Annotated in this window: 12 protein-coding genes; 7 read left to right on the top strand and 5 right to left on the bottom strand. The window is 62.2% G+C overall.

Features of this window, described 5'->3' with window-relative positions; all coding sequences use genetic code 11:
- Positions 1 to 125: 125 nt before the first annotated feature.
- The 3 genes from V7D69_RS12840 to V7D69_RS12830 all read right to left on the bottom strand — a co-directional run bounded on the left by V7D69_RS12840 (position 126) and on the right by V7D69_RS12830 (position 4,023).
- The gene (locus tag V7D69_RS12840; RefSeq protein ID WP_333605996.1) at positions 126 to 608 is read right to left on the bottom strand and encodes an RDD family protein; all 483 of its coding nucleotides are present in this window, start codon (positions 606 to 608) and stop codon (positions 126 to 128) included.
- Positions 609 to 722: 114 nt separating this feature from the next.
- Positions 723 to 1,178 carry a DUF805 domain-containing protein gene (locus V7D69_RS12835; protein ID WP_324061015.1) on the bottom strand — a complete coding sequence of 152 codons (456 nt, stop codon included), beginning with the start codon at positions 1,176 to 1,178 and terminating at the stop codon, positions 723 to 725.
- 235 nt (positions 1,179 to 1,413) lie between these two features.
- A complete protein-coding gene (locus tag V7D69_RS12830) occupies positions 1,414 to 4,023 on the bottom strand; it encodes a TonB-dependent receptor (RefSeq protein ID WP_333605993.1) in 2,610 nt (869 codons plus the stop codon).
- A gap of 307 nt (positions 4,024 to 4,330) precedes the next feature.
- Between V7D69_RS12830 and typA the strand changes: the two genes are divergently transcribed.
- Positions 4,331 to 6,163: a translational GTPase TypA gene (gene typA / locus V7D69_RS12825; RefSeq protein WP_324064753.1), complete on the top strand. Its 1,833-nt coding sequence runs from the start codon at positions 4,331 to 4,333 to the stop codon at positions 6,161 to 6,163.
- Positions 6,164 to 6,192: 29 nt separating this feature from the next.
- Here the strand turns inward: typA and V7D69_RS12820 are convergent, their stop codons facing one another.
- Entirely contained in the window at positions 6,193 to 6,660 is a 468-nt protein-coding gene (locus tag V7D69_RS12820) for an SRPBCC family protein (RefSeq protein ID WP_333605992.1), read from the bottom strand.
- Between the two features lie 203 nt (positions 6,661 to 6,863).
- Here V7D69_RS12820 and V7D69_RS12815 point away from each other — a divergent pair, with 203 nt between their 5' ends.
- The 3 genes from V7D69_RS12815 (at position 6,864) to V7D69_RS12805 (ending at position 9,269) form a co-directional block, all read left to right on the top strand.
- The gene (locus V7D69_RS12815; protein WP_324061234.1) at positions 6,864 to 7,250 is read left to right on the top strand and encodes a hypothetical protein; all 387 of its coding nucleotides are present in this window, start codon (positions 6,864 to 6,866) and stop codon (positions 7,248 to 7,250) included.
- A 238-nt stretch (positions 7,251 to 7,488) separates the two neighbouring features.
- Positions 7,489 to 7,977 (top strand): hypothetical protein, encoded by a 489-nt coding sequence (locus V7D69_RS12810; protein ID WP_324061233.1) that lies wholly within the window; start codon positions 7,489 to 7,491, stop codon positions 7,975 to 7,977.
- Positions 7,978 to 8,087: 110 nt separating this feature from the next.
- Positions 8,088 to 9,269 (top strand): glycosyltransferase family 4 protein, encoded by a 1,182-nt coding sequence (locus tag V7D69_RS12805; RefSeq protein WP_324061232.1) that lies wholly within the window; start codon positions 8,088 to 8,090, stop codon positions 9,267 to 9,269.
- A 3-nt stretch (positions 9,270 to 9,272) separates the two neighbouring features.
- Here V7D69_RS12805 and V7D69_RS12800 read toward each other — a convergent pair whose 3' ends face one another.
- On the bottom strand, positions 9,273 to 9,668 hold the full coding sequence (locus tag V7D69_RS12800) for a hypothetical protein (protein ID WP_333605991.1): 396 nt from the start codon (positions 9,666 to 9,668) through the stop codon (positions 9,273 to 9,275).
- Positions 9,669 to 9,795: 127 nt separating this feature from the next.
- On the opposite strand from V7D69_RS12800, the gene V7D69_RS12795 reads away from it, so the two are divergent.
- The 3 genes from V7D69_RS12795 to V7D69_RS12785 all read left to right on the top strand — a co-directional run bounded on the left by V7D69_RS12795 (position 9,796) and on the right by V7D69_RS12785 (position 13,809).
- Positions 9,796 to 11,118: a replication-associated recombination protein A gene (locus tag V7D69_RS12795; protein WP_324061230.1), complete on the top strand. Its 1,323-nt coding sequence runs from the start codon at positions 9,796 to 9,798 to the stop codon at positions 11,116 to 11,118.
- Positions 11,079 to 12,008 (top strand): hypothetical protein, encoded by a 930-nt coding sequence (locus V7D69_RS12790; protein WP_324061229.1) that lies wholly within the window; start codon positions 11,079 to 11,081, stop codon positions 12,006 to 12,008. The genes V7D69_RS12795 and V7D69_RS12790 overlap by 40 nt, the downstream gene beginning before the upstream one ends.
- Before the next feature lie 73 nt (positions 12,009 to 12,081).
- On the top strand, positions 12,082 to 13,809 hold the full coding sequence (locus tag V7D69_RS12785) for a DUF885 domain-containing protein (protein WP_324063329.1): 1,728 nt from the start codon (positions 12,082 to 12,084) through the stop codon (positions 13,807 to 13,809).
- The last annotated feature ends 113 nt before the right edge of the window (positions 13,810 to 13,922 follow it).

Below are 13,922 nucleotides of genomic sequence, written 5' to 3'. Positions count from 1 at the left end.
TGGCTGCCCGACTGGCCGCGCGTTTTCGCAGTGCTCGGTGCCGGTATCGTGCTGGTGCTGATCTTTGCCCTTGCCGGTTCGCTGCCGCTGCTGCGGGCGAAACCGGCAAGAGTGCTGCGCGAGCTTTAAACGAAAATGCTCTCGTCATTCCGGACAAGGCGCGGGTCGCGCGTCTTCCATACCAGTGTACCCGCGATCATGTCATGCAGACCCTGCTTGCGCTCGGTAAAGGCCACCATGATAAAGCCGATCAGCAGGATTACGCCGGAGAGAATTTTGGCGAAATAGCGCCCCGTGGCACGGCCGAAGCTGATGCGATTGCCGTTGAGGTCCGTGACGACCAGACCGATCGCCAGCTTGCCCACCGTCGCCTGCATCGCCGAGCTTTCCATCAATGCGAAATAAAGCCATTGCAGCACGAGCGTGAGCATTATCGCCATCAGCATCGCTGTTGAAACGATGCTTTCCTGTCCGCTGCGCATCATCGCCATGCTGGCGCCGATGCCTGCCCCCATGAAACCGCCAATGATGCTGCTACCGATCTGAAGAATGATCGCATCGATGAAATAGGCGAGTACGCGCCACCAAAATCCACCGTAAGGTTGCATCACGTTTCCCCCTCACTCCGCCCGTGCGACAATACGCACGTCGAAACAGCCGTATGGCCATTATATCGATAGTTGTGCAGAATTAGGCCGCAGTTGCAAGTGTGCTGATATAATTCAGGCGAATATCTGCGAGCCGGCGGGTTCCCTGGGATCTTCTCCATATCTGTTGGGCCCGGACGATCCCGGCAGGAACATGATCGCCAGATAGACGATGTTGCTGATCCACCCGATGAAGGGCAGCAGTCCCAGCAGCACGAAGCCCAGGCACCACCACCCGCTCATGTCACGATCATGCAGCCGGCGCACATGCACCGCCATGCTGGGAACCAGTGTGGCGACGCCGTACATGCCCAGGATCGCGAAGAAGGCGATCGTTGCGGCGCCAAGATCGCCGGAGAACTGCGCGCTCTGGATCAGCGCGCGAAAGGAAAAGCCCGTCGAAACCGCCAGGCCAACAAGAATCCCCATCATGATGAAGTTGAGAAAAGCGAACGACCAAAATTCCATACGTCGTGACCGGCCGGAAAATTCGGCGTAGCGATAGAACGGCAGGATCATGTATTCGAGCATGATTGGTCCCGGATTGCGCTCTTCATCGGCTATCGGTCTTCGCTGAATTCGGCAAGAAGAAGGCGATTTAGCGGTCCATACAAGTGACCAAATCCCTGTTTTTGAAAGACGGAGGCCCCTCGCGCGGTGCGAGAAGGAAAAAAGGGGTGCGTGGCCCCCCGACCTCGCACCCCTTTCCAGTCAACATCTCCGCCGGCCCTCCCGGCCACCGGCGATGCTATCGCGCTGCCGGTTCTTAGAACCGGTAACGCGCCGCCACGCCATAAGTGCGCGGCTGGTTCGGATAACCCGAAATGGAGCCCGGCTGAGCCGGGCTGTCGAAGATCTGCAGGATCGTACGGTTGTCCAGCAAGTTGCGGCCCCAGACCGTCAGTTCAATGCCGTTCGCCATCGCGTAAGTGAGCGAGGCGTTGACGTCATTGATCTCCTGTTTGAACTCCCGCGCGGCCTGAATGGCGGCGGCCACGCTGGTTACGTTGCCAAAGGAATCCTTCACGACCAGGCCCGGCAATCCTTCGACCAGCATGAAGGGCGCCTCGTAGTGATAATCGCCGCGCAGAATGATCCGATCGCCGTTGCTGACCGGTTGCACGAACTCGGCGCCGAACGTGACCGAAAGCGGACTGGCGCCGGCAGGGCGCGTGCCGGAAAGATCGCCGACCGCGGAGAGCTTGAAACTGTCATACCTGGCGTCAAGGTAAGTCAGCGACAGAGAGAGCGTCAGCGGTTCGACCGGCCTGGCCGATCCCTCGAACTCGATGCCGAAGGCCGATTGCTTGCCCGCGTTGGCCAGGAAGAAGCCCGATCCGGTGAAGATGTTCGACTGGAAGTCCTTGATGATCTGCTTGAAGATGGCCACCCGCGCCGAAGCGACGCTCCAGTTGCCCTTGAGGCCGAACTCGTAGACGGTCGCGACCTCGGGGTTCGCATAGCGGCTGCCATACGTCAGATTGGCCACCGCCAGGCCCCGCGCGCGCAGTTGCGCCAAGTCTGGCTGCGTGGGCAGGCTGTTGCGGGATAAGTTGATCGAAGCCGCCTTGTAGCCGGTCGCAAAAGCGGCGTAGAGATTGACGGTGGGCGTCACGTCCCAGGCCACGCGCGCGGTGTAACTGAAATGACCGTCGCTCACCCGCCCCGGCTCGACAGCGTTGGGCACATTCATGAATGGCGGGAAGTATTGGAGCTGTTGAAGGCCCAGCAGCCTATTGACAGCCGGATCGGTGGCACTTTTGAAGAGCGCCTGATAAATGGGCGCGGTAGCAGGATTGGTCGCGAATGCCTGAACAGCCGCAGAATTGTTCGGATTGACGCCAAACGCAGGCAATGCTTGCGCAAAAATTGCGGTGCGCCCGTCAGCTACGAGATCAACTCCGGCGAACACATCGTTCGAAACCGCATCGGTCGCGAAGCGCTTCTTGTCGTGCGTGTAATTGATGCCGCCGGTCAGCGTCAGCTCCGGCGCCACCTCAAAGTCGAGCTGGCCAAATAGCGACCAGGCATCGTTCTTCAGCCTGTAAGCCTCGGTCATGCCCGTGCCCGCCCTGAAGAACTGACCGGCGTACTTGGCCGGATTCCCTTCCAGCGCGCCCAACGTGGTCTCCAGCGTCGGAATGCTGAGCGCGCCGCCTGACAGCCCCTGTACGAGCGAATTGGCATAAGCGCGCGCCTGAGTGCCCCAGGAAACCTCGTTGTTCTGGTCGATCTTCTCGTTGAAGTAGTAACCGCCCAGCAAGCCGTGCAGCCTGTCCCCCACATCGAAGTTGGCGCGCAGTTCCTGCGTGAAGGTCTTGATCCGTAGATCCTGCCAATTGCGGCCCAGCAGGTCGGCGCTGGAAAAATCGGAATCCTGATTGGTGAGCGCATCCGTCCGGCGATAGGCGGTAATCGAGGTCAGCTTGGTACTGCCCAGATCGTAATCGAGCTGCCCGGAAAAACCCCAGTTCCTGATCCTGTTGGAGCTTTCGAAGTTGTTATACGTGATGTTGTCGTATTTCTGGTCCGGCTGCGTCACCGCGCCACCCAGCGCGAAAATGGCCAGGGTCGGCAATGCCTGCCGGAGGTTGACAGCAGCGCAGCAATTCTCATCAATCTTACCGTAATCGCCGATCAGGCGCACCTGCAGGCCGTCATGATCGTCGAACAGGAGCTGGCCGCGTGTAAACCAGCGATCGCGCTCATTGGTGCGCTCACCGGTGGCAAGGTCGCGAACGATGCCGTCCCGCTTGTTAAGTCCGCCCGCCAGGCTGAACGCGACCGTATCGCTGATCGGCCCGGTAACCATGCCCTTGACCACGACTGCATTGTAATTGCCGTAGCTCGCCTCCAGATCGCCGCCGAAGGTGAATTGGGGCTTCATCGTGACGATAGAAATCACGCCCGCCGAGGCATTCTTGCCGAATAGCGTCGATTGCGGGCCGCGCAGCACCTCTATCCGTTCGACATCCGGGAAATCGGCGATCATCGAGGCCGAACGCGAACGATAGACGCCATCGATGAACAGGCCGACCGAGGGTTCGATGCCCGCATTGTTGGCGCCATTGCCGAAACCACGAATGTAGAAGTTGGTGTTGGCGCTCGATTGAAGCTGGTTCACCCGCAACGACGGGACCACGGATTGCAGATCCTTGAGGTCGCGGATCTGCGCCTGCTCGATCGTGGCGCCGGTGGTAACCGTCACCGCGACCGGGACGTCCTGCAGAGTCTGCTCGCGCTTGGTGGCGGTGACGATGATCTCGTCGGAGGACAGCGGCTCAGAAGCGGTCGCGTTGTCATGGGCCACGGCGTGAGGCCCCCAGGCTAGCGAGGCGAAAGCGACACCGGCCAACAACGATCTGCGAACACGCATGCATTCATTTGCGTAGGCAATCGAACGTGCGGCGAACCGCGCCGAAACAGCCTTCATGAAACCTCAGACCCCGTTGACGCGACCCATGCCCTATTCGGTCGGCTTGTCCGGCGTTCTTAGAAACTTCCCGGCACCTCGACAATTGCCTCAGACGTTTAGTTACGAACAATCCACATCGTTGTGGCGCTTTCGCCACAAGCTGCTTCGTCAGCCCGGCTTGCCGGAATCGCACGGATCGGCTAAGGGCGCGCGGATTTTGCGGTGCAACATGCGCATTGCAAGCTTCCTCCAGTTTGAAAGCCCAGACATGTCCGCCCCGCTTCCCTTGCGCAATATCGCGATCATTGCGCACGTCGACCATGGCAAGACCACGCTTGTCGACCAGCTTTTCCGCCAGTCCGGCACCTTCCGCGACAACCAGCGCGTGGAAGAACGGGCGATGGATTCCAACGACCTCGAAAAAGAACGCGGGATTACGATTCTGGCCAAGCCCACCTCGATCGAGTGGAACGGCACCCGCATCAACATCGTCGATACGCCCGGCCACGCCGACTTCGGCGCGGAAGTGGAGCGCATCCTCTCGATGGTGGACGGCGTCATCCTGCTGGTGGACAGCGCGGAAGGCGCGATGCCGCAAACCAAGTTCGTCACCGGCAAGGCGCTGGGCCTGGGCCTTCGCCCCATCGTGGTCGTCAACAAGATCGACCGTCCTGACGGCCGCGCCGCCGAAGTGCTCGACGAAGTGTTCGACCTTTTCGTCAACCTTGACGCCAATGATGAGCAACTCGACTTCCCGGTGCTCTACGCCTCCGGCCGCAATGGCTATGCGAGCGAGGATATCGGCGCGCGCGCGGGCACTCTGGACCCGTTGTTCCAGCTTATCGTCGATCACGTGCCGGCCCCGGCGCTGGAAGTGGAGGCGCCGTTCAGCTTCCTTGCCACCCTGCTTGATCGCGACAACTTCATGGGCCGCGTGCTGACCGGCCGCGTCCAGTCAGGCGTCATCAAGGTCAATGATCCGATCCGCGCGCTTGACGGCGAAGGCAAGGTGATCGAAAGCGGCCGCGCTTCCAAGCTGCTTACCTTTCGCGGCCTAGATCGCGTGCCGGTGGAAGAGGCGCGGGCGGGGGATATTATCGCCATCGCTGGCCTTGAAAAGGCGACCGTCTCCAACACCATCGCCGCGCCGGAAGTGATCGATCCGATCACCGCGCAACCCATCGATCCGCCCACACTGGCCATGCGCTTCGCCGTCAACGACAGCCCGCTCGCCGGGCGCGAAGGCGAGAAGGTAACCAGCCGTCTGATCCGCGACCGCCTGCTGCGGGAGGCCGAATCCAATGTCGCCATCCGCGTGACCGAAAGCGCTGACAAGGACAGCTTCGAGGTTGCCGGGCGCGGCGAACTGCAGCTCGGCGTACTGATCGAAACCATGCGCCGTGAAGGTTTCGAGCTGGGCATCAGCCGCCCTCGCGTCCTGTTCCAGAGCGACGAGGACGGCCAGCGCACGGAACCTTATGAAACGGTCGTCATCGACGTGGATGACGAGTTCTCCGGCACCGTGGTTGAGAAGATGCAGCGCCGCAAGGCCGAGATGACGGACATGCGCCCTTCCGGTCAGGGCAAGACCCGCATCACCTTCTCCGCCCCGTCACGCGGGCTGATCGGCTATCACGGTGAGTTCCTTTCCGACACGCGCGGCACCGGCATCATGAACCGCCTTTTCGAGAAGTACGGGCCCTACAAGGGCGCGATCGAAGGGCGCATCAACGGCGTGCTGATCTCCAACTGCGCTGGTGAGGCCGTGGCTTACGCACTGAACAGCCTGGAAGATCGCGGCGTGCTGTTCGTCAAGCCGCAGGACAAGCTCTATGAGGGCATGATTATCGGCGAGAACGCGAAGCCGGAAGACCTTGAAGTCAACCCGATGAAGTCCAAGCAGCTCACCAACTTCCGTTCGAGCGGCAAGGACGACGCCATCCGCCTCACCCCGCCGCGGGTGATGACGCTGGAGCAGGCGATCGCTTACATCGACGATGATGAGATGGTCGAAGTCACCCCGCAGTCGATCCGCCTACGCAAGGCCATCCTTGACCCGCACGAGCGCAAGAAGGCGAGCCGGAGCAAGGAAGCAGCGTGATCCAGAAAAGCGGGCGACCGCGCAGGCCGTTAGCTCGGCGCGGCCAGATACCCGCATAACCCGCGATAGCCGCGCCGCATTACTACGCCGTGATTCCACTTGAAGACTGGCTCCAGCAATGGCGCCAGGTGGCGCATCCACGGCTCAGTCACATCGACACGCCAGTCGTAGCGGGCCAGCGTGACGCCTCCTTCGTGCCGGAAGGTCCATATCCCCAGCCCCTCCAGGTCTCCGGTTGCGCGGCCTTCAATCCGCACATGCGGGTCGATACGCGTCACCGTCATATCTAAGGTCAGACTGTAAGGTAGCGCCGTGGTCCACGTAAAGCGGTGCACGGCCCCCAGCCCTTCGTCATCGCCTTGCACCAGCGGCGCCACGGCGCGCACAGAGGGCCACCAGGCGGGCCAGTCTTCCACGCATGAGATCGCCTTCCACACCGCATCAAGCGGCGCAGTGAGCTTCCAGTCAGTCACCAGCTGAAAGCGGCTGTCGTCCATCCACGACGCTCCCCCTGCCTCGGCGAGTGATATCGCACCGACCCGCTGGAGGAGCAAGGCGGCGGCCTCACGTTCATACAAAGATATGCAAACCTGAACAAAGTCTGCAGAAGCCGCTCTCATCCTGTTCAGCCACCAGCTCCTACAAGGAACCCAACGCGGAAAAAAGAGGACGATGTCCTCCCGCAAAGGAGAGTTTCGAAATGAGCATCGTCAAGAAGAGCATTCTCGCCGCCACCCTGGCCGCCACTGCACTGGCGACCACCAGCCCGGCCATGGCGCGCGACTATTATTATCGCGGCCATGACAACAATACGGCCGCCATAGCGATCGGCGCCGGTGTGGTGGGCCTGGCGCTGGGCGCCATCATCGCCTCGGATCATGACCACGATCGCTATCGCGAACGCTACTATGATCGCGGCTATGCCTACGCACCCGGCTATGGCAACGACTGGTATTATCGCGACGGCTGGTACTGGGACCGCGATGGTCGCCGTCATGATCGTGACGAATACTATCGTTACCACGATGGCGGAGACTGGCGCCGGGGTTACGACCACGATCACGGCGAATGGCGACGCGGCTACTGATCGCGATGCGCTGACTTGACCGGGCCACCCCTTCCCGGTCGATGTGACGCCCCGCCGGCCCGCCGGTGGGGCGTCCTTGTGCCTACCTCGTGCATTGCAACCCGCCCCGTGCAGCGCACGTTTCGTTATGGTTTGGCAACAAATTCACTAAGGGTTCAGTCCCAGTCTGCCATTCCGTTTCCCATGGTGCCCGCCGATTCCGCCGTAAACCGGTCGGCCCGGAAAGGGAGACACTGTGATGAAGACTGGATTGAAAACATTTGCGGTCCGATTGGGACTTGGCACGGCGCTGGCCGCTTCGGCGCTGGCTGCCGCCTCGCCCGCCATGGCTCGCGACTACTATCGCCACCGAGGCGATGGAGATGACGCTGCAATCGCGATCGGGGCCGGCATCATCGGCCTTGCCGTGGGCGCGGCCATCGCGGACAGCCATGACGATCGCTATTACGACAGCGGATGGTATCCTGCCCGCCGGTATGTGACGGTGCAGGGCTATCCAGGGTATTATTATTACTACGACGGTTATCCGAACCGGTACTATCGAGACCGGTATTATGACCGCTATTACGCACCTTATTGGCGCGAGCGGTGGAGCCGCGGGCGCGACTGGCGCGATGACCGAGACGACTACGGGCGCGGGCGCGGCTGGCACGGCGATCGTGGCTGGCATGGCGATCGTGGCTGGCATGGCGATCGCGGCTGGCATCGGGGCTGGCGGGATCGGTAAACCGCGCGAGGGCGGGAGCCACGCATAATCCCGGCATCGGCGGCCGAAGCCCCGGCCGCCGATAGCAAGACCTCGCCAAGCCCGGTTCGGGCGGCTATGGGCTGCCCACGATGGACACCGCCGACCTGCGCATCGCCCTCTTCTCGGGCAATTACAATTACGTTCGCGACGGCGCGAATCAGGCGCTTAATCGGCTCGTCGGCTATCTGCTGCGCCAGGGCGCGCAAGTGCGTGTTTATGCGCCGGTCGTGGACAAGCCGGCGTTCGAGCCGACCGGCCAGCTTATCGGGGTAAGCGCGCTGCCCATCCCGTCACGCTCCGAATACCGCATACCCTTGCGCATCGGCGGCAAGGCGCGGCGCGACCTAAAAGCTTTCGCGCCCAACGTCATTCACGTCTCTTCGCCCGATCCGGCTGCTCATCAGGCGGTGACCTGGGCCCGAAGGCGTGGCCTTCCGGTCCTGGCTTCGGTTCACACGCGGTTTGAGACGTATCTGCGCTATTACAACATGGCCTGGGGTGAACCGATCGTCGAAGCGATCCTTCGACGCTTCTATCGCCGCTGCGACGCGCTGGTCGCGCCATCAGAAAGCATGGCGCAAGTGCTGCGCGAACAACGGATGAATTATGACGTTTCGATCTGGTCTCGCGGCGTCGATCGCGACATCTTCCAGCCTCAGGCCCGCTCCAATGCATGGCGCCAGGCCCAAGGCATCGGCGAGGGGGAAGTCGCGATCGGCTTTCTTGGGCGGCTGGTCATGGAAAAAGGCCTCGACGTCTTCTCCGACAGTGTGGACGAACTGCGTCGGCGCGGTGTTGCTCATAAAGTTCTGGTGATCGGTGAGGGACCGGCGCGCCCTTGGTTCGAAGCGCGCTTGCCAGGCGCTTCCTTCGTCGGTTTTCAGCAGGGTACGGACCTGGCCCGCGCGGTCGCCTCAATGGACGTGCTCTTCAACCCCTCCGTCACAGAGACGTTCGGCAACGTCACGCTGGAAGCCATGGCCTGCGGCCTTCCCGTCGTCGCCGCGGCCGCGACGGGAAGCCAAAGCCTTGTCGATGATCGAATCTCCGGCCGGCTGATCCCTCCCGGCGCGATTCACCAGTTCGCGGAAGCCCTCAAAGCCTATGTAGAAGACCTAGCCCTGCGCCAATCCCACGGCAGCGCCGGCGAGGCGCGAGCCTGCGAGTTCAGTTGGGACCGGATCAATCAGGCGGTGGCAGACACCTACGTTCGCCTTATCCGCCAGAAGCAGCGCGGCTACAACATAACCCCGTCAACCGGAAGCAATTGACGGCTAACGCAGCACCCCTCGCGCCTGCATGCGCGCGGCATACCACAGCAACGCCATCGCGATGATCCAGATGGCCGCGCTGAGGCCCATATTCGCCGGCGTGCGCATGCTGGCAGGCATGTTCGACAGCAGCTGCCAAACCTGATTCACCGCAAGGCCCAGCAAGGAAACCGTGAAGGCCGCCACCGCCCAACGCGAACGGAGCAAAAGCAGCAATGATCCGGCAAGCGCACCCCACACGCCCAGCGCCCAAGGCACGAGGGTCCAGGTCGGCGCACTGTCCAGCCAATCGATCGTGTCAGGCGGGACCTGCGCCAGATAAGTGGCATTACGCGATACCGTCATCGTGAAATCAACGCACCCGAATGCATTCCACACCAGCGAAAGCCCGGCAATCAACCAAAACGGCCATCCTGGCCTTGTCCTTGCCCCGATTGTCATTGCAATGTCTCCCCCAGCCCACGCTGGACAATACGCTTCCCGTGGACCCGATGCAATTTTTCGCAATGATCGCTAGATAAGCGCGATGGCTGATCTCTTTGCCGAAGACTTTCCGTCCACGCCCTCTGCCGACGATCCGGGCGGCGACGCGCCCCTGGCCGATCGCCTACGTCCGCGCGGCCTGGCCGAAGTGGTCGGACAGGAACATCTCACGGGTCCCGAAGGCGCGATCGGGCGCATGGTCGCGGCGGGGCGGCTTTCCTCCATGATCCTCTGGGGGCCGCCAGGCACCGGCAAGACCAGCATCGCGCGTCTCCTGGCCGATGCGGTGGGCATGCGCTTTGCCGCCGTGAGTGCGGTATTCTCCGGCGTCGCCGACCTCAAGAAGGCATTCGCTGAAGCTGAACTGGCGGCAACTGGCGGGAAGCGCACCCTGCTTTTTGTTGACGAGATTCACCGCTTCAATCGCGCGCAGCAGGATGGCTTCCTGCCCTTTGTAGAGCGCGGCACCGTAACTCTCATCGGCGCAACCACCGAAAACCCCAGCTTCGCGTTAAACGCCGCGCTGCTCAGCCGCGCGCAAGTGCTGATCCTGCACCGGCTCGACGCGCAAGCCCTGAGCGCCCTGCTGGACAAAGCCGAGGCGCTGGAAGGCCCTCTGCCCCTTGAGGCCCAGGCTCGCGACGCGCTGATCGCCTCGGCGGACGGGGACGGCCGGTTCCTGCTGAATCAGGCCGAAACGCTTTATGCCGCCGGGATCGCGGAACAGCTCGATCCGGCTGGGCTAGGCCGCTTCCTGCAACGCCGCGTCGCCGTTTACGACAAGGACCGCGAAGGCCATTACAACCTGATCTCGGCCCTGCACAAATCGCTGCGCGGGTCGGACCCCCAGGCGGCGCTATATTACCTCGCCAGGATGCTGACGGCCGGCGAGGAGCCGCTCTTCGTGCTGCGCCGCCTTGTACGCTTTGCGTCGGAAGATGTGGGCCTGGCCGATCCTCAGGCTCTGGTCCAATGCCTGGCCGCCAAGGACGCCTACGAATTCCTTGGTTCCCCAGAGGGTGAGTTGGCTATCGTGCAGGCGTGCCTCTATCTCGCCACGGCGCCCAAATCCAACGCGGCTTACGCGGCGCAGAAGGCAGCTTTCAAATCGGCGCGTGAGACCGGCTCGCTCAGCCCGCCGCCCAATATCCTCAATGCACCAACCAAACTGATGAAGGATATCGGTTACGGTAAGGACTACGCCTATGACCACGATGCGCCGGACGGGTTTTCCGGCGACAATTACTGGCCTGAAGGAATGACCCCGCAAACCTATTACCAACCGGTCGAACGCGGCTTTGAACGAGAAGTTCTGAAGCGCATCGAATGGTGGGACCGCAAACGCGTAGAGCGGCGGGAGCAGTGACGGGCGGGCGCTTCGAGCACTTCATGGCGATCGACTGGTCCGGCGCGGTCGGCGCGCGGCAGAAAGGTATTGCCGTGGCTTTGTGCAGCGGCGCGGGCGAGCCGCCCAGGCTGCTGCATCCCGAATGTCATGCGCACTGGTCGCGCGAGGGCGTGCTCGATCTGCTGCTGCATCGCCTGCCAGACGATACGCTGGTGGGCCTGGACCTGGGCATTTCATTGCCTTTCGCCGACGCAGGGGCCTTCTTTCCGGGCTGGGACGAAAGCCCTTCGGATGCCCGCGGCCTATGGGCGCTGATTGATGCGATCTGCACCGATGACCCGCACTTCTGCGCCTCCAGCTTCGTGGATCATGCGCGGGCCAGCGCTTATTTCAGGCGGCACGGCGGCCGCGAGGGCGAGCGTTTTCACCTCCCCGGCGCGCTTGATCGCAAGGGACGCATGCGCGTGACCGAAAAGGCACAAGCGCGCGCGGGCTGCCGGCCTTACTCCAATTTCAATCTCGTCGGCGCCGCTCAAGTCGGCAAATCGAGTCTCACCGGGATGCGTTTGCTTCACCGTCTGGCCGGACGCCTGCCGGTCTGGCCGGTAGACCCTTTGCCGCATTCAGGTTCGGTCGTCGTGGAAATTTATACGACCCTCGCCGCCGTGGCTGCCGGTCGCAGTGCCTCGCGCGCCAAGATGACGGACCGCGCGGAGCTTAACGTCGCCCTCACCACGTTCGGATGCGGCTCGATCCAGGACACCGGACCCATCGACGATCACAGCGCCGACGCACTGCTCACCGCCGCCTGGCTGCGCGGCGCCGCTCATAGCCCCGCACTGTGGCAACCTGCTGAATTAGCGGATGAACTGGCGCGAACCGAGGGGTGGACCTTCGGCGCGCTATAGCGCAGAACCCTGCTCATTGACGGTGCCGCTTTTCCGACGGCGCCATCCACAATTTGAGGATGCGATCTATCCCATGAAACACAAACTGCTGGCAGGACTGGCCTGCCTGGCGGTGGGGGTTTGCGAAGTTTCAACCCCAACCCCGCTGCAAGCCGCCGATGCCGCGCCCGCTGTCGCACCGGCGATGACGTGGACGCAATTCACCCGCTCCACCATCGACAAGTGGCTCTCTATCGACCCGGCTTTCGCCGTCTATGAGGGCGCGCATCAGTTCGATGGAAAGCTGCCGGACTGGAGCGAAAACGGCCTCAAGGCGCGGGCTGCCTTTCTGCGCTCCGTGATTCAGGATGCGCAGACGTTCACCAACCTAGACCAGACTGAACGTTTTGAGCGGGATTACCTGGTGCAGGTGGCGAAGGGCCAGTTGTTCTGGCTGGAGGATGCCGATCAGCCGCACCGGAACCCGGTCTTCTATATTAACGGCGGCCTCGATCCGAACGTCTACATCAGCCGCGAATACGCCGATAAGCCGACCCGGATGAAGGCGATGATCGCCTTCTTCAAAGCCGTGCCCACAGCGGCAAGCCAAATCCGCGCCAACCTGCCCGGCGCAATGCCCGCAACCTTCATCAAGCTCGGCACGGCCGGCTTCGGCGGCTTTGCGCAATACTATCGCGGCGATGCCCGCGCCGCCTTTGCCGATGTGAAGGACCCGGCGCTGCAAGGCGAGTTCAAAGCCGTGTCAGAGGCCGCAGCCGATGCGATGCAGCAACTCGCCACCTCGGTCGCCAAGGCAACGCCTGCGCCCGATTTCGCCCTCGGCGCCGAACGTTTCTCTCGCATGCTCTCTGCAACCGAAAGTGTCGATGCTCTGCTTGACCGTCTGGAGGCCGTGGGCCGCGCCGATCTCCGGCGCAATCAGGAAGCGCTCAAAGCCGCTTGCGCACAATATGCGCCCGGCAAGACCATTCCGGAATGCTTTGACAAGATGCGGGCGGACAAACCGGCCGAAGGACCGGTGCAGGCGGCCCGCAAGCAGATACCGGAACTCACCGCGTTTGTCCGCCGCAAGGATCTGGTCACGATTCCCGGCACCGAACGGGCGCTGGTGAAGGAAAGCCCGCCCTATAACCGCCAGAACTCGGCCTACATCGATCCCCCTGGACCGTTCGATAAAGGCATTCCCTCCATCTACTATATCTCACCGCCCGACCCGGCCTGGCCGGAGCAGAAACAGCGGGACTACATTCCCGGCAAGAATGACTTGCTGTTCACCTCTGTTCACGAAGTGATGCCGGGGCACTTCCTGCAATTCCTCCATTCGAACCGCTCCCCCTCCCCGGTCGGACGGCTTTTCGTAGGCTATGCTTTCGCCGAAGGCTGGGCGCACTATGTGGAGGAGATGATGTGGGAGGCCGGGCTGGGAAGCGGCGATCCCGGCGTACACGTGGGCCAGATCTCGAATGCCTTGCTGCGCGATTGCCGTTTTCTTTCCGCGATCGGCCTTCACGCGCGCGGCATGACGGTGGAACAATCAAAACGCATGTTCATGGACGAATGCTATCAAGACGAAGGAACCGCCGATCAGCAAGCCGCGCGGGGAACGTACGATCCAGCCTATCTGAATTACACTCTGGGCAAGCTGATGATCCGCAAGCTGCGCGACGACTGGACCGCCACCCGCGGCGGACGCGCAGGGTGGAAAGCGTTCCACGACCAGTTCCTCAGCTATGGCGGCCCGCCCATCCCGCAAGTGCGCCAGGCGATGATGCACGAAAGCGCGCCGCACGCGGTATTCTGAACTGCATAAAACAACTGGACCGGCGCCCCCGCCTCGCGGTAAGGGCGCCGGCACTTGCCGTGAAGGCGCCGGCTTAGCTCAGTTGGTAGAGCACCTGATTTGTAATCAGGGGG

The sequence above is a fragment of the Novosphingobium sp. genome (assembly GCF_036733805.1).
In the GTDB taxonomy this organism is placed as follows: Bacteria; Pseudomonadota; Alphaproteobacteria; order Sphingomonadales; family Sphingomonadaceae; genus Novosphingobium.
This window is presented reverse-complemented; position numbering and strand designations above follow the sequence as displayed.

Bases quoted from the DNA above. Each gene is read 5' to 3' on its own strand.
- V7D69_RS12820 (WP_333605992.1), bottom strand. From the start codon at position 6,660: ATGGACGACAGCCGCTTTCAGCTGGTGACTGACTGGAAGCTCACTGCG.
- V7D69_RS12805 (WP_324061232.1), top strand. From the start codon at position 8,088: ATGGACACCGCCGACCTGCGCATCGCCCTCTTCTCGGGCAATTACAAT.
- V7D69_RS12830 (WP_333605993.1), bottom strand. From the start codon at position 4,023: ATGCGTGTTCGCAGATCGTTGTTGGCCGGTGTCGCTTTCGCCTCGCTA.
- V7D69_RS12840 (WP_333605996.1), bottom strand. From the start codon at position 608: ATGCAACCTTACGGTGGATTTTGGTGGCGCGTACTCGCCTATTTCATC.
- V7D69_RS12785 (WP_324063329.1), top strand. From the start codon at position 12,082: ATGAAACACAAACTGCTGGCAGGACTGGCCTGCCTGGCGGTGGGGGTT.
- V7D69_RS12810 (WP_324061233.1), top strand. From the start codon at position 7,489: ATGAAGACTGGATTGAAAACATTTGCGGTCCGATTGGGACTTGGCACG.
- V7D69_RS12815 (WP_324061234.1), top strand. From the start codon at position 6,864: ATGAGCATCGTCAAGAAGAGCATTCTCGCCGCCACCCTGGCCGCCACT.
- V7D69_RS12835 (WP_324061015.1), bottom strand. From the start codon at position 1,178: ATGCTCGAATACATGATCCTGCCGTTCTATCGCTACGCCGAATTTTCC.
- V7D69_RS12790 (WP_324061229.1), top strand. From the start codon at position 11,079: ATGGTGGGACCGCAAACGCGTAGAGCGGCGGGAGCAGTGACGGGCGGG.
- typA (WP_324064753.1), top strand. From the start codon at position 4,331: ATGTCCGCCCCGCTTCCCTTGCGCAATATCGCGATCATTGCGCACGTC.
- V7D69_RS12795 (WP_324061230.1), top strand. From the start codon at position 9,796: ATGGCTGATCTCTTTGCCGAAGACTTTCCGTCCACGCCCTCTGCCGAC.